18 protein-coding genes are annotated in these 21,214 nt (G+C 38.7%); 12 read left to right on the top strand and 6 right to left on the bottom strand.

Features of this window, described 5'->3' with window-relative positions; all coding sequences use genetic code 11:
• The coding region (locus J536_RS21090) for a biotin--[acetyl-CoA-carboxylase] ligase (protein ID WP_032063856.1) at window positions 1-691 on the bottom strand (691 nt) is incomplete at its 3' end.
• A gap of 30 nt (window positions 692-721) precedes the next feature.
• On the opposite strand from J536_RS21090, the gene J536_RS21085 reads away from it, so the two are divergent.
• The 7 genes from J536_RS21085 to J536_RS21055 all read left to right on the top strand — a co-directional run bounded on the left by J536_RS21085 (window position 722) and on the right by J536_RS21055 (window position 11,318).
• A complete protein-coding gene (locus J536_RS21085; RefSeq protein WP_005071011.1) occupies window positions 722-1,525 on the top strand; it encodes a sulfite exporter TauE/SafE family protein in 804 nt (267 codons plus the stop codon).
• 256 nt (window positions 1,526-1,781) lie between these two features.
• Window positions 1,782-2,477: a GntR family transcriptional regulator gene (locus tag J536_RS21080; protein WP_002120391.1), complete on the top strand. Its 696-nt coding sequence runs from the start codon at window positions 1,782-1,784 to the stop codon at window positions 2,475-2,477.
• 10 nt (window positions 2,478-2,487) lie between these two features.
• Complete coding sequence (gene smc / locus J536_RS21075) at window positions 2,488-5,937, top strand: chromosome segregation protein SMC (RefSeq protein ID WP_017481304.1); 3,450 nt, start codon at window positions 2,488-2,490, stop codon at window positions 5,935-5,937.
• Window position 5,938: 1 nt separating this feature from the next.
• Window positions 5,939-6,985 (top strand): cell division protein ZipA C-terminal FtsZ-binding domain-containing protein, encoded by a 1,047-nt coding sequence (locus J536_RS21070; RefSeq protein ID WP_032063855.1) that lies wholly within the window; start codon window positions 5,939-5,941, stop codon window positions 6,983-6,985.
• 94 nt (window positions 6,986-7,079) lie between these two features.
• Window positions 7,080-9,119: an NAD-dependent DNA ligase LigA gene (ligA, locus tag J536_RS21065; RefSeq protein ID WP_005071003.1), complete on the top strand. Its 2,040-nt coding sequence runs from the start codon at window positions 7,080-7,082 to the stop codon at window positions 9,117-9,119.
• Window positions 9,120-9,371: 252 nt separating this feature from the next.
• Window positions 9,372-9,836, top strand: coding sequence for a heteropolymeric bacterioferritin subunit Ftn (gene ftn, locus J536_RS21060; RefSeq protein ID WP_001214863.1), 465 nt, complete (start codon window positions 9,372-9,374; stop codon window positions 9,834-9,836).
• Window positions 9,837-10,124: 288 nt separating this feature from the next.
• Complete coding sequence (locus J536_RS21055; protein WP_081318441.1) at window positions 10,125-11,318, top strand: MFS transporter; 1,194 nt, start codon at window positions 10,125-10,127, stop codon at window positions 11,316-11,318.
• 69 nt (window positions 11,319-11,387) lie between these two features.
• Here the strand turns inward: J536_RS21055 and J536_RS21050 are convergent, their stop codons facing one another.
• Window positions 11,388-12,821, bottom strand: coding sequence for an alpha,alpha-trehalose-phosphate synthase (UDP-forming) (locus J536_RS21050; protein WP_032063852.1), 1,434 nt, complete (start codon window positions 12,819-12,821; stop codon window positions 11,388-11,390).
• Window positions 12,809-13,660, bottom strand: coding sequence for a trehalose-phosphatase (gene otsB / locus J536_RS21045; protein ID WP_032063851.1), 852 nt, complete (start codon window positions 13,658-13,660; stop codon window positions 12,809-12,811). Before otsB ends, J536_RS21050 begins: the two co-directional genes overlap by 13 nt.
• A 356-nt stretch (window positions 13,661-14,016) precedes the next feature.
• Between otsB and J536_RS21040 the strand changes: the two genes are divergently transcribed.
• The 5 genes from J536_RS21040 (at window position 14,017) to bioD (ending at window position 18,672) form a co-directional block, all read left to right on the top strand.
• Window positions 14,017-14,748: an alpha/beta fold hydrolase gene (locus J536_RS21040; protein ID WP_032056906.1), complete on the top strand. Its 732-nt coding sequence runs from the start codon at window positions 14,017-14,019 to the stop codon at window positions 14,746-14,748.
• A 93-nt stretch (window positions 14,749-14,841) separates the two neighbouring features.
• Window positions 14,842-16,122, top strand: a complete 1,281-nt coding sequence (gene bioA, locus J536_RS21035) for an adenosylmethionine--8-amino-7-oxononanoate transaminase (protein ID WP_017481309.1) — start codon at window positions 14,842-14,844, stop codon at window positions 16,120-16,122.
• Window position 16,123: 1 nt separating this feature from the next.
• Window positions 16,124-17,281, top strand: a complete 1,158-nt coding sequence (locus J536_RS21030) for an 8-amino-7-oxononanoate synthase (protein WP_017481310.1) — start codon at window positions 16,124-16,126, stop codon at window positions 17,279-17,281.
• Window positions 17,278-18,027, top strand: a complete 750-nt coding sequence (gene bioC / locus J536_RS21025) for a malonyl-ACP O-methyltransferase BioC (RefSeq protein WP_032063850.1) — start codon at window positions 17,278-17,280, stop codon at window positions 18,025-18,027. The genes J536_RS21030 and bioC overlap by 4 nt, the downstream gene beginning before the upstream one ends.
• Window positions 18,028-18,672, top strand: coding sequence for a dethiobiotin synthase (bioD, locus tag J536_RS21020; RefSeq protein WP_032063849.1), 645 nt, complete (start codon window positions 18,028-18,030; stop codon window positions 18,670-18,672).
• 59 nt (window positions 18,673-18,731) lie between these two features.
• Here bioD and rluB read toward each other — a convergent pair whose 3' ends face one another.
• From rluB to J536_RS21005, 3 genes are read right to left on the bottom strand one after another with little or no spacing between them, the layout of a single operon-like run.
• A complete protein-coding gene (gene rluB, locus J536_RS21015; RefSeq protein ID WP_032063848.1) occupies window positions 18,732-19,655 on the bottom strand; it encodes a 23S rRNA pseudouridine(2605) synthase RluB in 924 nt (307 codons plus the stop codon).
• A gap of 41 nt (window positions 19,656-19,696) precedes the next feature.
• Window positions 19,697-20,293, bottom strand: coding sequence for an SMC-Scp complex subunit ScpB (gene scpB, locus J536_RS21010; protein WP_002120355.1), 597 nt, complete (start codon window positions 20,291-20,293; stop codon window positions 19,697-19,699).
• The gene (locus J536_RS21005) at window positions 20,290-21,081 is read right to left on the bottom strand and encodes a segregation and condensation protein A (RefSeq protein ID WP_017387236.1); all 792 of its coding nucleotides are present in this window, start codon (window positions 21,079-21,081) and stop codon (window positions 20,290-20,292) included. The genes scpB and J536_RS21005 overlap by 4 nt, the downstream gene beginning before the upstream one ends.
• Between the last annotated feature and the right edge of the window lie 133 nt (window positions 21,082-21,214).

Genomic DNA, 21,214 nt, shown 5'->3' with positions numbered 1-21,214 from the left:
GAATTACTGCACCTTCATTGGAGATTCCAACAAAACGACCATGTACCAGTCCCTGACTATGTTCAAACTGAACTAGCTGATTAAGCCATGCAGCGTGGTGGTTAAAACGCCCCGCCAAATTGTAGCAGCCATGATCAAACCAGCGAGCAGCATTTTGAATCGCAATATAAAGTTCTGAAATTAACTCAAGACGACCCATTTGCTCTAGGCCCAAATCTTCTAAAGAGGTAATTGGTTGATTACTATCAGTCACTGGTGGTGTTTTTAAATTAATACCTACACCTACAATAGCCTGATGCTGAGACAGTGGTTCGACTAAAATTCCACCCCATTTGCCCTGAGCACTATATAAATCGTTTGGCCATTTCACTTGCAGATTAAGAGCTTGTAACTGTGGGATTTGCAAAATATTCAGAGCAACTTCAAGTGCTAAGCGACCATCTAAGGGTGTTCGAGTTTGCACCAATGTGCTTAAATAAATGTTTCCTTCAGGTGAAATCCATTGCCGTTGATGTTGACCTCGCCCTTGAGTTTGTTGAGCACTGCAAACCAAGCCCGTTGTAATGCCTTTTTGGGCAATTTCACGAATATCATCATTGGTCGAAGTTGTGGTTGCTTTTAATAAAACCACTTCTGGAAGCTGGTTTTTTGCGCTTAAAAGTTGTTGTAGTTGGCGAGTCTCTAAATCCATGTTGAATATGAGCAGAGTGGTAAAACATTTATGGAGTTAATCATATATTTACTCATTGGCGCAATTGCTGGTTTTACTGCCGGATTGTTTGGAGTGGGTGGTGGACTAATTATTGTACCAATCCTCTATGTGGTTTTTACCCAATTGCACTACGACCCCGCAGTAATCATGCATATTGCAGTCGGAACATCGCTTGCAACCATTATTGTGACGTCTTTTAGTTCTGTTACAGCTCATCATAAAAAGGGTGCAGTACTTTGGCCTGTTTTTCGTAATTTAGCACCTGGACTGGTGTTGGGCTCATTTTTAGGGGCGGGTATTGCTGACCTGATGTCTGGTCAGCATTTGCAACTTCTTATTGGTATTTTTGCGGTTGTGATGGCCTATAGGATGTTTAAAGGAGCACATGTAGTTGTTGATCCAACGCGTCAGCTCCCTTCAACCCCTATGCAATTCATGGCGGGTGGAGGCATTGGTATTGCCTCTGCAATTTTTGGAATTGGGGGAGGAAGTTTAACCGTTCCATACTTAAACCGTCATGGCGTGGTCATGCAAAAAGCAGTCGCGACTTCTGCCGCTTGCGGTTTACCAATTGCAGTTGCTGGAGCGATTGGCTTTATGTGGTTTGGTGCAAAAGAACAAATCTCAGTGCCTAACACGATTGGTTATGTGCACATCTATGCGTTTATTGGCATTAGTGTCATGAGTTTTGTCACAGCGAAGTTTGGAGCAAAGGTTGCTCATGCGTTGTCGCCGCAGATGTTAAAAAAATGCTTTGCTTGCCTGTTAGTGGTGGTAGGTAGTTATTTTATTTATAAAGGCATTATGCATTAGAGGCTAAAATCTTAAATTTATAAGACAGTGGTGTAAAAGCTTGAATTTTTAGGAATTCGAGCTTTTTTTATTCATAGAATATAAGAGCGCTCCAAGCTTTTATTCATCTGATTTTGGTGTTGTTTTTAAATGAGTTGGCTTAAAATGCAATAAAATTGTCAGACAATGACATAGTTTTTAATCGATGGGATCAGTTAAAAACAAGGATGCGAAAGAAAAGCATGGATTAATGCATATAAAAAGTAGCGGGTGATTTATGAATCTCGAAGACACAGAAAGTCTTTCTGAGCAAATTGTCAAATATATTAGCGAACAGATCATTAGTGGCGAGCTAGTAGAAGGCGAACGTATTCAAGAACTACGTATTGCCAAAGAACTTGACGTTAGCCGAGGATCAGTTCGTGAAGCATTGTTATTATTAGAGCGTACTCATTTAATTGAGATTTTTCCACGCCGTGGGGCAATTGTTTCAGAAATGTCTGCACAACAAGTTAAAGCGTTGTTTGATACAAATATGATGTTATTGGGGCATATTGTACAACGCATGAGTGAAACATGGCGTGCGCATGAAGCAGATCAATTACAGTTGCTATTAGAGCAACTTCTTGAGCATGTCAAAGCAGGTGATATCGAAAAATTTTATGATGGGGTCTTCCAATATTTAGCTGAACAGCAAGATATGGTGGGTAATCCTTATCTAATGAAATTTTATAAAGAGTTATTACCTTCATTACGTCGTAGTTATTTTTTGACCTTAAATACCTCTAAGCGGGAACTACAAGAAGCATTTGCATTATTTAAACTCGTGACTGATGCAATTTTAATCCGAAAATCACAACAAGCCGCTTTATTTATGGAAGATTTTTGTCGACACTTACGTAACCTTGTGTTGGAATCGCTGACACGAATGAAACAGATTGAATTGGCTTGGGCAAGACGCTCACGCCGCTAGTTAGGGCATTATGCGTTTAAGCAGTTTAAAACTTTCCGGCTTTAAATCTTTTGCAGATAGTACAACCTTAAATTTTAAGGCTAACCGCACAGCAGTGGTTGGTCCAAATGGTTGTGGCAAATCCAATGTAATTGATGCGATCCGCTGGGTGATGGGTGAGTCAAACGCTCGTCAGCTCCGTGGTGGTAGCATGCAAGATGTTATTTTTACGGGGACTTCCAAACGTAAGCCCGTTGGTGTGGCCAGTGTTGAGCTACGCTTTGATAATACTTATGGAAAGTTGGGCGGATCGTATAATGCTTATAATGAGTTAGCTGTTCGCCGTCAGGTCACTCGTGAAGGTAAGTCAGAATATTTCTTGAATGGTACACGTTGTCGCCGCCGTGATATTACCGATATTTTCTTAGGAACAGGCTTAGGACCACGCTCATATGCGGTCATTGAGCAAGGCATGATTAACCGCTTGGTTGATGCCAAGCCTGAAGAAATGCGTGTGTTCATTGAGGAAGCCGCGGGTGTTTCTCGTTATCAGGCTCGTCGCCGTGAAACTTTGCAGCATCTTGAACATACAGAGCAAAACCTTTCACGCTTAGACGATATTGCACTAGAGTTAAAATCGCAGCTTAAAACGCTTAAGCGTCAGTCGGAAGCAGCGGTTCAATATAAAACTTTAGAAAGCCAGATTCGTACGCTCAAAATTGAAATTTTGTCTTTTCAGGCAGAGAAAAGTGTACGCCTACAAGAAGAATATACCGTTCAAATGAATGAATTGGGTGAAACCTTTAAATTGGTTCGCTCAGAATTAAGCACGATTGAACATGATTTAGAAGCAACCAGTGCTTTGTTTCAGCGACTTATTCAGCAATCTTCACCGCTACAACAAGAATGGCAACAAGCTGAAAAGAAACTATCTGAACTTAAAATGACTCTTGAACAAAAACAGAGTCTATACCAGCAAAATAGTACGACTCTCGTTCAGTTAGAGCAGCAAAGATTCCAAACTAAAGAACGTTTACAGCTTTCTGAATTGCAACTCGAAACACTGAATAATCAGCTAGAAGAACAAACAGAAGCTTTAACTGGAGTTGAGCATACAGCGACGGAGGCTGAACAAAACTTTGCTGATTTACAATCTCAGCAGAAACAAGCACAACAACAGTTTGAGCAAGTAAAAGCTCAGGTTGAAAAACAACAGCAGCAAAAAATGCAGATGTCAGCTCAAATTGAACAGTTGGGTAAAAATGTTCAGCGCATTGAGCAGCAAAAAGAAACGCTGCAACATCAAGCAAACCAAATTCAATCGCATGTTCATGAAGATGAGCAGGGCGAGCTTGAGCAACTGCAACAGAAATTACTGGGCGAAATCGCGTCGCTTGAAACTGAAATTGAGCAACAATTACTGCATTTAGAGCAATCTCAACAGCAACACCAGTCAAGTAAAAATCAGCAGCAAACTCTGAAAACAGAAATCCAAGTTTTATTATCAGAGCAGAAAAACTTAAGCCAGCTTATTGCTAAACAAAGTCCAAAGCAAAACCAAGATACGCTACGTTTAATGCAAGCTCTAGAGTTAACAGAGCAAGGTAAACCACATGCGCAGATTGTTGAGAAGTTTTTAGCAAAATGGTTACAAGCTCATATTCTTGAGACTGAACAAGTCTTTCAAGAAGGAGTTGCTCGCCAGCTAAAACCTTCAGAGCAAACAAGTAAATTTAAAGGTAACTTGGCTTGTTTAAATGAGTGGATTGCATCGCCACAGCTATCAATCTTTTCAAATGTAGCGATTGCACAAGATTTGACTCAAGCTTTAAATGAGCAAAAGCAGTTGCAACATGGCCAGTCTGTTTTGACTTTAGATGGCTATCATGTCGGGCAGGATTGGGTGATTGCCCTTATGTATGATGACGAAAGTCAAAGCGCACAAGGTATGCTGAGCCACCGTATTCGTCTAGATGAAATTGAACAAGCTCTTGAAAAGCAACAGCCTCAATTACAAGCACTAGATGAAATTGTAGTTCAGCAAAAAGATGAATTAGCGCAATTACAGCCTGGTGTGCAGCACAAACAGCAAGTTGTGAAACAAAAGCAAAAAGACTTACAACAGCTAGATGTGCAAATTGCTAAGCAACAAACCGCGGCACAAGCATTTTTACTGCAAAAACAGCAATTAAAAGATCAACTTGGTCAGTTGGATATGCAGCTTGAAGAAGATGCAATGCAAAAAGATGATCTTGAAATTGATTTGCATGCATTAGCAATTAAGCTCGAAACCATTTTACCTGACTATAAAACTTTGCAATTTCGAGTAGAAGAATTAACAGAGCAGTTAGACGAGCAGCAACAAGCCTTGCAACATCAGCAACAAGAACGTGAAATTTTACGCCGTAATAGCACGCAGACAACTCAACAGATTGAGTTGCTTGAAAAAGATATCTCATTCTTGCAAAGCCAATATCAGCAAATTGCAGCTCAAATGGAGCAAGCGAAAAAGTTTGTTGACCCTATTCAATTAGAGTTACCAAATCTTGAGTCAGAGTTTCAGCAACAATTTGCTCAAACTGAAAAGTTGCAAAAGAACTGGAATGAATGGCAGCTTGAACTCAATAGTGTGCAGGAAAAACAGCAGACTTTGACCGATCAGCGTCATCAATATCAACAAAAAGATGAGCAGCTCAGAGAACAACTTGAAGCAAAACGATTGGCATGGCAAGCAGCCAAGTCAGATCGTGAGCATTATCAAGAGCAGCTTAAAGAGCTAAATGCCGAACTCCAAAAAGGCTTACAAATAGATTTAGCCGAGCACCAGCAAAAACTGGAAAAAGTACAGAAACAGTTTGAAAAAATTGGAGCGGTTAACCTTGCCGCTTCACAAGAGTTTGAAGAAGTTTCTCAGCGTTTTGATGAGCTGAGTCACCAGATTCAAGATTTGGAAAATACGGTAACTCAATTAAAAGATGCGATGAAAAGCATTGACCAGGAAACCCGTAAGCTGTTTATGACAACTTTTGATCAGATCAATCAGGAGTTGCAAAACCTGTTTCCAAAGGTTTTTAATGGTGGTGAGGCGAGTTTAAGTCTTGAAGATGACTGGCAATCTGGTGTTAAACTGATGGCAAGGCCACCAGGTAAGAAAAATAGTTCTCTAGCATTACTTTCCGGTGGAGAAAAGGCTTTAACAGCGTTAGCATTAGTATTTGCGATTTTTAGATTAAATCCGGCACCGTTTTGTGTACTAGATGAAGTGGACGCACCACTTGATGATGCGAATGTTCAGAGATATTGTAATTTGGTAAAAGAACTTTCTGAACATGTACAATTCATTTACATTACACATAATAAGCTGGCGATGACCATGGCAACTGATTTGTTGGGTGTGACCATGCCTGAACCGGGTACATCAAAATTAGTCACTGTCGATTTAGAACAGGCAAAAGAATACGGGTTAGTTTCGGAGTCATAGAATGGAAATCAATACGATTATTGGCATCGTTGTTGCCATTATAATTATGCTAATTGGCTTAAAAATGATTTTAAAAAAGCCAAACCATGCTGAACCCTCATTAGACAGTGATTTGCATATTAATCCTGATAGTAATCAACCAGTTATACCTAGGCACGTGAGAGATCAGCTTGAGAAAACTGAAGCTGAATCTGTAGCGGTGACTAGTGCAGAGCGAGTAGAACCGACTTTAAGCGAAGCTGCGCCGTCACAAGTACCTGAAACAAAACAGTCAGAAATTGAGACCGTAGAACCCGCTAAAGCAATTCAAACTGAACAAACTCAAGCAGTTGTTGAAAACGCTTCTGTAGAAGAAATTAAATCTGAACAAACAGTACCAAGCTCTACCATTCATAAAGATGGTTCAGTTGAGTTGGTTGATACAGTTTCTGTTAAACCGGTAGCTGAAGATTTAGCAAAAGAAAATTTGGAAGCTGAAAGCGAAAAAACTGAGCCTGAGTTGAGTTTAAACCCGAATATTGAAACTGCCGAAATTGCTGAGTTTGAAGGCGAGAGTAATATTCTGGATGTGCATTTACATGAACAGCAACGTTATGATGATGAAAGTGCATTAGCGATGGCTGAACAGATTATTGCGCTAAATGTTTATCCAAACCCTCGTCGTGCATTGTCTGGCGATAAAGCGCTTAAAGTGCTGTTGAAATATGGTTTACGCTACGGTGAAATGTCGTGCTTCCATCGTTATGAAAATACCGATGAGCCGAGTGTACTCATGTTCTCTGTATTGCGTATGACAGACAATGGACCAGCTGGGTTTGATCTTGAAACGCTATCTACTGAACAAGTTCAAGGGTTAGCATTTTTCCTTGCGCTTCCAAACAGTAAAGCCGTGACTGGTTTTGACATGATGGCGAGTATTGCAGGTTTAATCGCTCGTGAAATTGATGGCAAAGTTTACGATGAGAATAATCTTGAATTTACGCCACAGTTAAAAGAGCACTGGCGTCATCATGTGATTGATTATCGTCCGGCACAGGCGACCGCCTAGTTTTAATTTTTTACGTTCGTTGCGATAATTGCAACATATCTAGTCGCAGCTCAGGGTGGAGAAATTTCCACCCTTTTTTATGGTGAATAACATAATGGCAACAACTTCCGTGATCGAACAGATGCGTCAGCTTATTCAACTGATTGCAAAGCATAACCATGCCTACTATGTCATGGATCAGCCGACAATCTCGGACAGTGAATATGATCATTTATTTCACCAGCTAAAAGCTTTAGAAGAGCAATATCCTGATCTTGTTCAATCAGATTCACCCACTACAAAAGTAGGTGGACAAGCACTCTCTAAATTTCAAAGTGTGACTCATGTAGTTCCGATGCTTTCTTTGGGGAACGTTTTTAATCAGGAAGACTTGTTTGCATTTGCACGTCGTGTTGAAGAGCGTTTGCCTAATCAAAAAGTACAATACGAAGTCGAACTAAAACTTGATGGTCTTGCGATTTCTCTTTGGTATGAAAATGGTGTGTTAATACGTGGCGTTACACGTGGTGATGGAGAAACTGGGGAGGACATTACGCAGAACGTTAAAACGATTCGTAATTTGCCTAAAGTGTTACATTCAGATCACTTTGAAATTCCACGTTTGCTGGAAGTTCGTGGTGAAGTACTTATGCCAAAGTCTGGTTTTGAAAAACTCAATGCTGAACAGGAAGCCAAAGGCGATAAAACATTTGCCAACCCGCGTAATGCTGCAGCTGGTAGTTTAAGACAACTCGATCCTAATATTGCTGCGGCTCGACCTTTAGCATTTTATGCTTACGGCATCGCTCAATGTGAACCTAATCATGGCTTAACTACCATGCATGACAGTCTGCAATGGCTCACAAAACTTGGATTTGAAATTGCTGAACGTCAATATCTTTGTAATTCAATTCAAGAAGTACAGCAACGTTATGAGCAAATTCAGCAAGAACGTTCAGATTTACAAGTTGAAATTGATGGGATGGTTGTAAAGGTTGATGACTTAAAGCAACAGCAACAACTTGGTTTTTTAAGTCGTGAACCACGTTGGGCAACTGCTTATAAATTCCCTGCCCAAGCTGCATTAACTACGGTTGATCAGATTGATTGGCAAGTAGGGCGTACAGGTACTTTGACTCCAGTAGCGCGTTTAAACCCTGTGTTTGTAGGGGGAGTTACGGTTTCCAATGTAACTTTACACAACATTGGTGAGATCCATCGCCTAGATGTACGTGTTGGTGACACGGTGAGTGTTTATCGTACAGGCGATGTTATTCCTAAAGTAGAAAAAGTTTGGCCAGAGTTCCGTCCTGTTGATGCTGAAGTTGTACATTTACCTGAAAACTGTCCTGTTTGTGCCTCACCAGTGGTAATGCCAGAAGGGGAAGCTTTAGCACGTTGTTCTGGTGGACTGTATTGTGCTGCACAGCGTATTGAAGCGATTCGTCACTTCGTATCACGTAAAGCTCTAGATATTGAAGGTCTAGGCGATCGTTGGGTAGAGTCTTTATTACACCTCGATTTGCTCAAAGATGTTGCCGATATTTATCATTTGCACGAACACCGAGAAACTTTACTCGGGATTGAAAAAATGGGTGAGAAATCGGTACAAAATCTAATTGATGCCATTGAAGCCAGTAAGAAGACAACGCTTGCGCGTTTTATTTATGCTCTGGGAATTCGTGGGGTAGGTGAAACAACAGCTAGGATGTTAGCCAATACTTTCCAAACTTTGGAAGCGCTTAAAGCTGCTGATGTTGAAGCTTTAAAGAAAACACCAGATGTTGGTGATATTACTGCCGAGTGGATTGCTGACTTTTTCTTGGCACCGCACAACATTGAAGTGCTTGATCGATTAATAGCAGCAGGAATTCATTGGGATGCACCGACTGCACCAACACGCCAACCATTAAATGGCGAGAGCTGGGTGTTAACAGGCACTTTAGAGCAAATGACCCGTGATCAGGCAACACAAATGCTACAAGCATTAGGTGCGCGTGTAAGCGGTAGTGTATCGAGTAAAACCAAATGTGTTGTTGCGGGTGAGAAGGCTGGTTCGAAATTAGAAAAAGCAGCAAAACTAGGTATTGCTGTTATGAATGAGACTGATTTCTTATCACTTATGGCAAGCTACGGGCAGACTTTAAGCGAATAGATCTACCGAAATAAGAACCATTGATTTTAGTTACAAATTTATAAATTGATGGTTTGAGCCATATTTTAACGCTTGTCTGAACTTATAAATTGGACAAGCGTTTCTTTTTGCAGAGGAAATTTAAATAACTTAAACTGCAAATGCGTATGTTTCTCATTTTAATTTGATAAAAATCATAAACTTAACCATTTTTTGTTTTGCAATCACTTTTAAGATTGCCCATAATAGTTCTCATACGATAGGAGATTTATTATGCGTGGCAATCCAGAAGTCATAGACTATTTAAATATGCTCATTGGCGGAGAATTGGCTGCCCGTGATCAATATCTAATCCATTCTCGTATGTATGAAGATTGGGGTTTAAATAAAATTTATGAACGTATTGATCATGAGATGCAAGAAGAAGCTTCTCATGCTGATGCGATCATTCGCCGTGTATTGTTTTTAGGTGCTAAACCAAACATGCACCGTGAAGATATCAATGTTGGTACAGACGTTGTATCTTGTTTAAAAGCTGATTTGGCGCTTGAATATCATGTTCGTGAAAAGTTAGCGACAGGTATCAAACTTTGTGAAGAGAAGGGCGATTACATTAGCCGTGATATGTTGCGTCAACAATTATCAGATACTGAAGAAGACCATACATACTGGTTAGAAAAGCAATTACGTTTAATTGAGTTGATTGGCTTGCAAAACTATATTCAATCTCAAATTTAATAAAAAACCCAGCTAAGGCTGGGTTTTTTATTGGCTCATTTTAATAAAATGAAGTCTTAACTTAGATGTTGTTTTTGTCAAATTGAACATATTCAAAGCCTTACTATATAAGGCTTTGGCAGTTACAAAAAAGTCAGAAAAATTGTATCGCACCCCCTGTTTTTTTTATGAAATTGTTTATAATTTCGCCAATAAAACCCTTGCCTAGAAATTTAATGAGGCAAGGGTTTTTCTATGGAAAATCGGTTGGTATGGATCGCCAATGATTTTATGGTGAGTTCGCGAAATATGTTATTTACCAAACCTGCTGTTCTAGATACAGCTACTCTCCTAAGTACACAGCGTCTTGCAACACGACTAAGCTTTTTTAGCTTAGGTTTTGCGACTGCAGCTTGGGCACCTCTTATTCCTTTTGCACAGCAACGTTTAAACCTAAATCATGCCGATTTTGGTTTACTTTTGCTGTGTATGGGTATCGGGTCAATGATTGCTATGCCTGCGACTGGTGCTTTAGTAAAGCGCTGGGGATGTCGTCCGTTAATTGCTTTGGCATTGATGTTGTTAATGGTTTTATTGCCTAGCCTTACGATGTGGAGCAGCATTGTGACGATGGCCGTAGCATTGTTTATTTTTGGATCGGCAGCAGGATGTCTTGGAGTAGCTATCAATTTACAAGCAGTAGTTGTTGAAAAACATAGTGTGAGAGCTCTTATGTCTAGCTTCCATGGAATGTGCAGTCTTGGTGGCTTAACAGGCGCTATGCTTGTGACAGCATTATTGGCAGTAGGTCTTTCACCCTTAATGAGTACTTTATCAGTCGTTATGATTTTGCTTGTTATTGGTGGTGTTGCGATTCCATCTTGTTTAACGTCTTTTGAACAGGATGAAAAGCCACATGAAGATACCACTCAAGCGCCCAAAAAACTTTATCGTCCTGATGGCATTATTCTGCTTATTGGTGTGATGTGTTTTATCGCCTTTTTATCAGAAGGTGCAGCAATGGACTGGGGTGGTATTTATTTAACAAGTAAATATCAGCTTAATCCTGCTTTTGCTGGTTTAGCTTACACTTTTTTTGCGCTTAGCATGACGACTGGTCGTTTTGCAGGTCATATCTTGCTTAAGCAATGGGGTGAAAAAAATATTGTGACTTATAGTGCAATTGGAGCCGCCATTGGTATGGCTGTTATTGTAACTGCACCAGTGTGGCAAGTGGTTGTATTGGGTTATGCACTGTTAGGATTAGGTTGTTCTAATATTGTACCAGTGATGTTTTCTCGTGTTGGTCGACAAAACAATATGCCTAAAGCAGCAGCACTTTCTTTAGTATCAACAATTGCCTATACCGGTTCATTAAGTGGACCAGCTTTAATCGGTTTAATTGGGGAATGGACTGGTTTAAGTACGGTTTTAACAGGCGTCGCTGTATTACTATTTATTATTGCTTTACTTAACCGTTTTACATTAGTAAAGACAAACTAATTTATAAATAATAATCACCAAATAGCGAACATCGAGAAATTAAATTTCTCGATGTTCTTTTATTTAGATTTATAAAACCTGATAAATAGATTGATAATTATCTTGTAATAATCGTTGAGGCTTCATTAGTAAAGTTGGTGTCTTTTCTAAATCATCCAAGAAATTATTTCGCCAATGGGTAAGATCAGATGATGTTAATCCCTCTATCAATTGTTGATAACGATTAATACGCTCAGCTTTAGACATTTCTAAAGCCATTTTTAAAGCATCCATCATTGCCGCTCTATCTTGTGGGTCAACAATCAAGGCTTGAGACATCTGCTCAGCAGCACCAGCATATTTAGATAAAATGAGCACACCTGGATTTTCTGGGTCTTGAGCCGCAATATATTCTTTAGCTACTAGATTCATCCCATCACGTAGTGAACTGATCCAGCAAATATCTGAATGACGATAAATGTGCATGAGATTATGGTGTTGTACCGTGTCATAGCAGCAATCTACAGGTCTCCAGTCTTCATGCGCAAACTCTTCGTTAATTAACTCCAGCTTGGTTTTAAAACGTTGATATAAGCGTTGATAAGCTGGAATATCGGTACGAGAAGGGATCGCCACTTGAAGATGTCGAACTAAGCCATGATATTCAGGGCTGGTTTCCAAAAAGGTTGCAAATGCATTAAATCTTTCGAGTAAACCTTTTGAATAATCAATACGATCAACTCCAATAATTGTCTTTTGACGTGGTATTTCTTCAAAATTAAACACCGAAGAGGTAGCCAAATCTTGCTGGGCTTGTTTTTGTATAAGTTCAGGCTGAACACCAATTGGGTATGATTTAATTAATATTTGACGTTTTTTATAGCTAATACTGTTGCTTTGAATTTTTTGAGCTTCGAGTAAATTCAGACAAGTCTGCATGCAGGCATTTTGGTCAATCTGAGTTTGTAAGCCAATAACATCATATTGGCTCAAGTCTTGAATTAACTCACGGGCTACCGGAATTTTGTGCCAGATATTCAGACTGGCAAAAGGAATATGTAAGAAGAAACCAATTTTGTTTTGCATGCCTAATTCACGGCAATAGCGAGCCACACTAAAAAAGTGGTAATCGTGCACCCAAATAAGATCTTCAGGCTGAGCAAGCTCTTTTAGCTTTTGAGCAAATAAGCGATTAACCTTTTGATAGGTATTATATTCTTCTGCATCATATTCAATTAGATCATCTCTATGATGCATTGCTGGCCATAAAACTTTGTTAGCGAAACCACAATAATATTGGGCATATTGTTGATGAGTGAGAGGGCAGGTAATGTAGTCAATTCCTTGAGAATAAGCCTGCGCAAATTCTGGCGCTTCGCTATCGGTAATTTGCTGCCCATTCCAGCCTAACCAGATGCCGTTACTATCATTTAGTGCATCTTGTACAGCTACAGCAAGACCACCTGCTGAAGCTTTACCCGATGGCATACTTATTCTGTTCGATAATACGATTAATTTAGACATAATTTTTCTCCATTCTGATTTTGGCTATTTTTGACATATAAGCTTTTTATTCTGTTTTGAAATAAAAGAAGAAAATCCGCGACATTATCAATATCTTTTAATCTATATTTTGCTTGTGTTTCACCCGGACCTACTTTAATACTAAGGCCAGATTGCTGATTAATGTAAGTGAAACCAGATTCATCTGTTAAATCATCACCTATAAAAATAGGTAATACAGCAGGTAAATCAAGATGATTTAATATAGTTTTAATTGCTCTACCTTTATCAGCTTGGTTTGGAATTAATTCAACAACAAATTTCCCTCTATTTATTTTTAATTGAGGATAATTTAAATTAATTCTTTGCATAATATTAATGGCATTATTTTCTAAATTAGGATTTTTACGATAATGTAAGGCAATAGAATATCCTTTATCTTCAATTAATAATTCAGGATGTTTATCACAATTTTTGGTAATATCTTGTTTTAATTTTTTGAAATTAATACTGCTTAAATCTGGTCGAATATAATTTCCTGAATCAAAATAAATATCTAAACCATGTAAACCAGCAATTGGAACTTCAATAGGATATAGTAGTTTGCTTGCTGTATCTACATCACGACCTGTTACAGCAATAACAGGTATATTTAATTTAGTAATTTTTTTTATAACGTCTAAGGTAGTTTGTGGAATAAAACTATGCTCAGGATTAATTTGAAAGGGTGCTAATGTACCATCAATATCCAAAAATAAGCAGTAATTTTTATCTAAAGATAAGTTGTTTATAATATCATTGGGTGTAACAAAAGATGTATTTTTTTCTCTCCCATCAGATATTGTGCTTTGACTGTTCATATTAGCCTTCCTAATACTTTTTGATCAATAATTAATCTTCTAGCATTAAAATGAATTGGTGAGTCATTTTTTTTAATAAAAAAACATAAGTATTAACATTAATTACATTGCATAATGGATTTATAGGCGAAGTGTGGAGTATGTTGTTTTTTGATTGGCTTCAATGTTTAGATAATTAATTTTTTGTATGTTTACTATGAATAATGCGGGTCTTATTTATCAATATATTTCAGAATATTATCACATTATAAATGCTTAATTTTATGCTCTAAAATTTAATTTTTATATTGATTTTAAAAGATATTTTAAATCGATATTATTATATAATCCTTATAAAATTGGCTTTGAGCAGGCATATGAAGTTACAAAATAAAATTTTATTAATTACAGGTTGGGGAGTAGGAGTGGAGCCTTTGCAGTCCCTTAAATTGCAATTGGAAAAAGCTGGCTATCAAACACAACTTATTAATATTTTTAATATTTTAGATGGTAAGTATCGTGCCCAGCTTGATTTAGTTGCTGAGGTTGATGTAGTAATAGGTTGGTCTTTAGGTGGACAGTTAGCAACTCAACTGGTTAATACTTTTTATGAACAAACAGGGCAAACTAAAACTTTAATTACGCTCGCTTCAAATCCTTGTTTTGTTACCAACGATAATTGGCAGACTGCTATGCCTGCTGATGTGTTTAGTCAATTTAAGACTTCTTTTTTACAAACCCCGCAAGCCACTTTAAAGCGTTTTTATTATTTAATTACACTCGGTTCCTCTCAGGCTAAACAAGATTGGATAAGCATGCAAAACATAGCAAATCCGCCTTCAAGTGAATTGCTATCAGAAGGTTTGCAAATGCTTGAGCAACTAAATTTGGTAAATAACTTAAAAAACTATCTAGGTCCGCAGCTTCATGTGTTTGCCGAGCAAGATAATGTCATTCCTTGCAAAATTAGTGAAAATTTCAAGGATATCGCGACAGAAAACATGAGTTATAAAGTATTAGAAGGCGCTACTCATGCTTTTCCATACCTAGAAGTAGATCGAACAATTGAAGAAATCTGCCAATTTTTAACAATTCATCAGCAAAGTTAATAAGCTTTGGTTGATCTCGCAATTTTCTTTCATTCTTAACAGGTTTAACATGTGCTAAATGAAAGATTTAATTGCTGTAAAAGGGTATAGAGGATGACCGATAATTTTGATTTGGAACATATTTGGCATCCATATACCTCAATGACCCAACCTTTACCAACGTTTAAAGTTAAACGTGCCTATGGGGCAACGATTGAACTAGATGATGGTAAGACTTTAATTGATGGTATGTCGTCATGGTGGTGTGCAATTCACGGCTATAACCACCCTGAACTCAATCAGGCAGTGACAGATCAATTACAAAACATGTCACATATCATGTTTGGTGGTTTAACTCACGATCCTGCAATTGAACTTGGAAAAATTCTTTTAAAAATTACGCCGCCAAGTCTCGATAAAATTTTCTATGCAGATTCAGGTTCGGTAGCCGTTGAAGTTGCTTTGAAAATGGCTGTGCAATTCTGGACAGCACAAGGCCAACCACAAAAAACAAATTTTATTACTACACGTTCCGGTTATCACGGTGATACATGGAATGCGATGTCTGTTTGTGATCCTGTTACAGGTATGCATCAGATTTTTGGTACAAGTTTACCGAACCGTCTTTTTGTAGCAGCTCCGCAAACCAAATTTTATGAAGAGTGGAACCAAGAAGATATTGCCGAGCTAGAAGAAGCTATTCAGCAAAATCATGAAAACCTTGCTGCACTGATTATTGAGCCGATTGTTCAAGGTGCAGGGGGGATGCGTTTTTATCATCCTGAATATTTACGTCAGGCGAAAGCACTTTGTGAACAATATAATCTGTTATTAATTTTTGATGAAATTGCGACTGGTTTTGGTCGCACGGGTAAGCTTTTTGCTTGGGAACATGCACAAGTTGAGCCAGACATTATGTGCATAGGTAAAGGACTAACAGGCGGCTACATGACGTTATCTGCTACCTTAACGACAAAGCATGTTGCAGAAACCATTAGTCGCGGTGAGGCTGGGGTGTTTATGCACGGTCCAACCTTTATGGCCAATCCACTTGCTTGCGCGGTCGCTTTAAAAAGTACCCAATTATTAATTGAGCAAGATTGGCAGGCTAATATTGAGCGAATTGAACAACAGCTTAGCCAATATTTAACGCCTTTAAGTCAGCTTGATTATGTTGCCGATGTGCGAGTGCTGGGTGCAATTGGTGTAGTAGAACTCACCTTTAATGTTGATATGAAAACCTTACAGCAACAATTTGTAGACCGTGGAATCTGGATCCGTCCTTTTGGAAAATTGGTTTATGTGATGCCACCGTATGTCATCACGCATCAAGAGTTAAGCGATTTGCTCGAACAATTGGTTGAAGTTGTTCAAACGATGCAGGGAGCGAATTAAGATGTCATTGCTTGATCATTTTTCTGCCGAATTAGATGAGTTAAAGCAACAAGGTAACTTTAGACAATTTACCCAAAATGTGCAGCACGGACGTTTTATTACGATTCAAAATAAAACGATGCTCAACTTAGCTTCAAATGATTATCTTGGGTTGGCTGCTGATATCAATCTTCGTCAAGAGTTTTTAGATAGCTTTCCAATCGAGCGTAGCTATTTTAGTTCATCATCTTCACGTCTATTAACGGGCAATTTTGATGAATATGAACAATTAGAAAATAGCCTAAGCCAAGCATTTGGTGGTCGCGCGGCACTATTATTTAATAGTGGCTACCATATGAATATTGGTATTTTGCCAGCTGTTGCTGATAGTAAAACTTTAATATTGGCGGATAAGTTAGTTCATGCCAGTATGATTGACGGTATACGTTTATCTGGCGCTCAGTATGTGCGTTATCGACATAACGATTTACAACACTTGGAACAACTCCTCCAAAAATATCATGATGATGACAAGATTGAACGAATCATTGTGGTCACAGAAAGTATTTTTAGTATGGACGGTGATGAGACGGATTTAGCCGCTTTAGTTCAGCTAAAAAAACGGTTTGCTAAAACTATGTTATATGTTGATGAAGCGCATTCAATTGGGGTTCGTGGTCAGCAAGGCTTAGGATGTGCTGAACAATATAATGTGATTCAGGAAATTGATTTTCTGGTCGGTACATTAGGCAAAGCATTAGCGGCGGTCGGTGGTTACATTATTTGTGATCCAATTATTAAAGATTATCTCATTAATAAAATGCGCCCACTTATTTTTAGTACTGCACAGCCTCCGATTGTTATGGCATGGGCAAACTTTATTTTTCAAAAAGTATTAGTCTCTCAATCTCAACGTGAACACTTAAAAAATATTAGCCAATATCTTCAACAAGCTGTTGTGCAAAAGGGTTATGTAAGCCCATCGACCAGCCATATTATTCCAGTCATTGTTGGAGAAAGTCAGGCTGCGATCGATAAAGCGAAATACGTTCAGGAAAGTGGTTTTTATGCTATGCCTGTGCGTCCACCAACAGTACCTAAAAACAGTTCGCGTTTGCGTATTTCTTTAACGTCAATGGTGCAGCAACATGAACTTGAAGAATTGGTGAGTTTTCTGTGAGTTTGAATAAAAACTTGGTTGCCCAGCGTTTTGCCAAAGCAGGGCAAAGCTATTCAGAACATGCAATTGTTCAAAAACAGATTTGCCAAAATTTAACAGGTTTAGTTCAGCAGTTTTGTCCGACTACGATGTCGCGTGTCTTTGAAATTGGTTGTGGTTCTGGCAATTTAACTCATCTTCTTACTACATATTTTCAGTTTGAAGAGTTAATTTTGAATGATCTATATGCAGATGTGCAGCAACACTTTAGTCATCAAGAAAATTTAAAATGGTTGATTGGGGATGTTGAAACTTTAGATTTCCCTCAGCAGCTGGATATGATTGTTTCAGGTTCAGCTTTACAGTGGATGCAAGATTTACCGCACTTGCTCGAACGTTGTAATGAAGCTTTAACTGAGCGAGGTTGGTTATGCTTTTCAACATTCGGTTCTAAAAACTTATTAGAGATTAAAGAGCTAACAGGACAAGGTTTAAGTTATTGGTCAGTTGAAAATTGGAATAGTGCCTTAATTCAGGCTGGTTTTGAGATTTTGCATTTGTCAGAAACAGAAACTCAACTCTATTTCGATTCACCTAAAGACGTGTTACAGCATTTAAAAGCAACAGGTGTAACAGCAACGGCGCAGCATCGTTGGACTAAGCAAACTTTACAACAGTTTTATCAAGATTATGATCGGTTTAAGTATGCCGAAGGATATTCCCTGACATATCATCCGATTTATTGTATTGCCCGGAGAATGAAGTAAATGAGTGGCCAGATCTATTTTGTGAGTGGGATTGATACCGAAATTGGTAAAACCTATGCGACAGGTTTCTTAGCAAAATTATGGACTGAGCAGGGTAAAAAAGTGATTACCCAAAAACTCATTCAGACAGGTAATACTGATATTTCTGAGGATATTGAAAAGCATCGTGAAATTATGGGGCAGGGTTGGTTTCAAGAAGATCATGACAAGCTAACCATGCCTGAAATCTTCAGTTATCCTGCTTCACCTCATCTTGCAACACGTCTTGATAACCGAGAAATTGATTTTCAAAAAATTGAAAATGCAACCAAAACATTGGCGGAGCGTTTTGAAATCGTATTGTTGGAAGGTGCTGGAGGCTTAATGGTGCCATTAACCACTAGTTTGCTTACCATTGATTACGTCGCTCAGCACCAGTTTCCCGTTATTTTAGTAACATCAGGTCGTTTAGGAAGTATTAACCATACTTTGCTTAGTCTTGAAGCACTTAAGTCTCGTGGGCTGAAGTTGCATGCCTTGGTTTATAACCTAAAAGATGAATCAAAAGATCCATTAATTTCTCAAGATACTTCAAATTATTTGAAAGATTATTTAGCTATTCATTTTCCTGAAGCTGAATGGATTGAACTGGCAAAAATGAATTAAGTTAAACGGCTATAAAAAACCGCTCTAATTTGAGCGGTTTTTTTACATCTTATGAATGTTTAGAATTTCTTTGAACCACGGTTAAAACCAGTCGATTTACGTTGGTTGCCCGTGTTAGTTGGCGCTTCTTTTTCATCATCACGACGTTGTTGACGTAAGTAACCGCCACGACGTGCTGCCATTGGTTTTTCAGTCATACGATCAGTACGGCGTTTTGCCATACCAAATAAACCTGTACCTTGACGTGGTTTTAACTCAACTGATTTTGCTAAGTTGTCGATGTCAGTTTTGTCGAGTTCCATCCAACGACCAGTACGTAATTCGCGCGGTAAAATAACTGTGCCGTAGCGTGTACGTAATAAACGGCTGACTTTAAGATCTTGCGATTCAAAAATACGACGTACTTCGCGGTTACGACCTTCTTTTACTACAACTTGGTACCAGCGGTTAATGCCTTCACCACCAATTTCAGAGAATGATTCGAATTTGGCAGGGCCATCTTCGAGCTCTACTCCGTTGACCATGTTTTGGCGTAGTTTTGGCGTTACTTCACCCATTACTCGAACAGCGTATTCACGTTCGATTTCATTAGATGGGTGCATTAAGCGGTTAGCAAGTTCACCATCATTTGTGAATAGTAATAAACCAGTACTGTTAATATCCAGACGACCTACCATTACCCAGCGGTCATTGGCAATTTGTGGTAAATGATCAAATACGGTTGGGCGTTTTTCAGGATCATTACGTGAACAGATTTCACCCTCAGGCTTATAATAAATCAATACGCGACGACGAATTTCGTCTTCAATCTGAAACTGAACTTTACGGCCATCAATGCGTAATTCATCGCCTGGTTCAATGCGCTCACCCACTTGGGCAACACGACCGTTTACACTCACGCGTCCTGCGGCAATAACCTCTTCCATATATCGGCGGGAACCTAATCCGATTCGCGCTAATACTTTTTGCAATTTTTCACTCATGACAGCACAACCTTAGACATAATGATCAACAGTCCACCTCTTTATGATTTCGGTGCATTTGCATCGAGAGCCATAAAGGCTTCCTTGGCGTTCTGTAGGGGAGGCAATTGGCCTAGAGAGGCTAGACCAAAAGCATTCAGAAACTGAGGCGTTGTAATTAGCAACGCAGGTCTTCCGGGTAAATCTCTAAAACCGGCTTCTTTAATCCAGTTCCAGTCAAATAGTGTTCTAAGAATCTGACTATTATTAGATACACCACGAATTTGTTCAATATCAGCTCGGGTAACCGGTTGATGATAAGCAATGACAGCCAGGGTTTCTAGTAATGAAGGCGACAGTTTTGTTGGTCGCTCTGGCCAAATTTGCGCAATAATACTACGATATTTAGATCTTACCTGAAAGCGAAACCCTTGTGCTGTTTCAATCAGCTCAATAGACCGACCATGTTGCAATAGCGCGAGCTGTTGCAAAAGTTGACGAAGCTGTTGTTTATTATATTGATTGTTAAATGCTTCTTTTAAGCGGGCAATTGAAACAGGCGCTTCACTGGCAAAGATAATTGCTTCAAGCTGTAATAAGACTTCATGATGTATGTCAGCTAATGACAAATCACTATTATTTTGTTCAAAACTACTCATATTGAAGATCCTTGAATTGCTAACGGGGCTTCAATACCAGTGGCAATAATTTTAATTTTCTGTTGGCGAGTCAATTCTAAAACTGCCATAAAAGTAACAACCATTCCCATACGACCTTGCTGGGGATTGAGTAATTCTTTAAAACTTAACACGTCACCAGACTCTAATTTCTCTTCAATATATGCAATACGTTCTTCGAGTAAAACAGGTTCTTGAGCGACAACATGGGTAATAGGTTCGGGGCGATTAAATACACAGAACAACGCATCATGTAGCGCTGAGATATCGTAACCTTCATAAACAGGAGAGATATGTCCCAAGCTTACATTGGCACTAAATGTATCGCGCTCAAGAATTGGCATTTGACCTAAACGCTCAGCTGCTTGCTTAATGCGTAGATAGGTTTCAAGACGATCAATAAGCTCCTGCTTAGGATCTTTTTCAATACTTATAATTGTAGGTTTTGGTAGAAGTAGGCGAGACTTCAAGTCAGCCAATAAAGCAGCCATCACCATATAATCTGCTGTCAACTCGATATTTAAAGATTTCATGCTATCCATATAGGCCAAATATTGAGTCGCTATAGGAGCAATATCGAGTTGAATTAAATCGAAACCGTTTTTCTGAATCAGATAAATTAAAAAATCTAATGGACCTTCAAACCGCTCGAGCAAAATCTCAAATGCAGCTGGAGGTATATAGAGATCTTCTGGAATTTTGTCATGCCACTCATCTAAAACACGGATGTGTGGAGCGTCTTCCATGGATTGATGAAGTGATTGATTCATTACGATTATAAGCCACGCGAATTTTCAAAAGCATGAGACTTGTTATTCAAGTCCTAGACAGCTGTAAGTAGAAGAACAGCAGATAGTGAAAATCATTCTAAATGAATTGTGTCTTTTAATAAATTACTTAACG

The sequence above is a fragment of the Acinetobacter sp. 809848 genome (genome assembly GCF_000581275.1).
In the GTDB taxonomy this organism is placed as follows: Bacteria; Pseudomonadota; Gammaproteobacteria; order Pseudomonadales; family Moraxellaceae; genus Acinetobacter; species Acinetobacter pittii.
This window is presented reverse-complemented; position numbering and strand designations above follow the sequence as displayed.

Excerpts from the sequence above, each read along its gene's own strand:
- J536_RS21085 (WP_005071011.1), top strand. The coding sequence starts at position 722 with ATGGAGTTAATCATATATTTACTCATTGGCGCAATTGCTGGTTTTACT.
- J536_RS21080 (WP_002120391.1), top strand. The coding sequence starts at position 1,782 with ATGAATCTCGAAGACACAGAAAGTCTTTCTGAGCAAATTGTCAAATAT.
- smc (WP_017481304.1), top strand. The coding sequence starts at position 2,488 with ATGCGTTTAAGCAGTTTAAAACTTTCCGGCTTTAAATCTTTTGCAGAT.
- J536_RS21070 (WP_032063855.1), top strand. The coding sequence starts at position 5,939 with ATGGAAATCAATACGATTATTGGCATCGTTGTTGCCATTATAATTATG.
- ligA (WP_005071003.1), top strand. The coding sequence starts at position 7,080 with ATGGCAACAACTTCCGTGATCGAACAGATGCGTCAGCTTATTCAACTG.
- ftn (WP_001214863.1), top strand. The coding sequence starts at position 9,372 with ATGCGTGGCAATCCAGAAGTCATAGACTATTTAAATATGCTCATTGGC.
- J536_RS21055 (WP_081318441.1), top strand. The coding sequence starts at position 10,125 with ATGTTATTTACCAAACCTGCTGTTCTAGATACAGCTACTCTCCTAAGT.
- J536_RS21050 (WP_032063852.1), bottom strand. The coding sequence starts at position 12,821 with ATGTCTAAATTAATCGTATTATCGAACAGAATAAGTATGCCATCGGGT.
- otsB (WP_032063851.1), bottom strand. The coding sequence starts at position 13,660 with ATGAACAGTCAAAGCACAATATCTGATGGGAGAGAAAAAAATACATCT.
- J536_RS21040 (WP_032056906.1), top strand. The coding sequence starts at position 14,017 with ATGAAGTTACAAAATAAAATTTTATTAATTACAGGTTGGGGAGTAGGA.
- bioA (WP_017481309.1), top strand. The coding sequence starts at position 14,842 with ATGACCGATAATTTTGATTTGGAACATATTTGGCATCCATATACCTCA.
- J536_RS21030 (WP_017481310.1), top strand. The coding sequence starts at position 16,124 with ATGTCATTGCTTGATCATTTTTCTGCCGAATTAGATGAGTTAAAGCAA.
- bioD (WP_032063849.1), top strand. The coding sequence starts at position 18,028 with ATGAGTGGCCAGATCTATTTTGTGAGTGGGATTGATACCGAAATTGGT.
- rluB (WP_032063848.1), bottom strand. The coding sequence starts at position 19,655 with ATGAGTGAAAAATTGCAAAAAGTATTAGCGCGAATCGGATTAGGTTCC.
- scpB (WP_002120355.1), bottom strand. The coding sequence starts at position 20,293 with ATGAGTAGTTTTGAACAAAATAATAGTGATTTGTCATTAGCTGACATA.
- J536_RS21005 (WP_017387236.1), bottom strand. The coding sequence starts at position 21,081 with ATGAATCAATCACTTCATCAATCCATGGAAGACGCTCCACACATCCGT.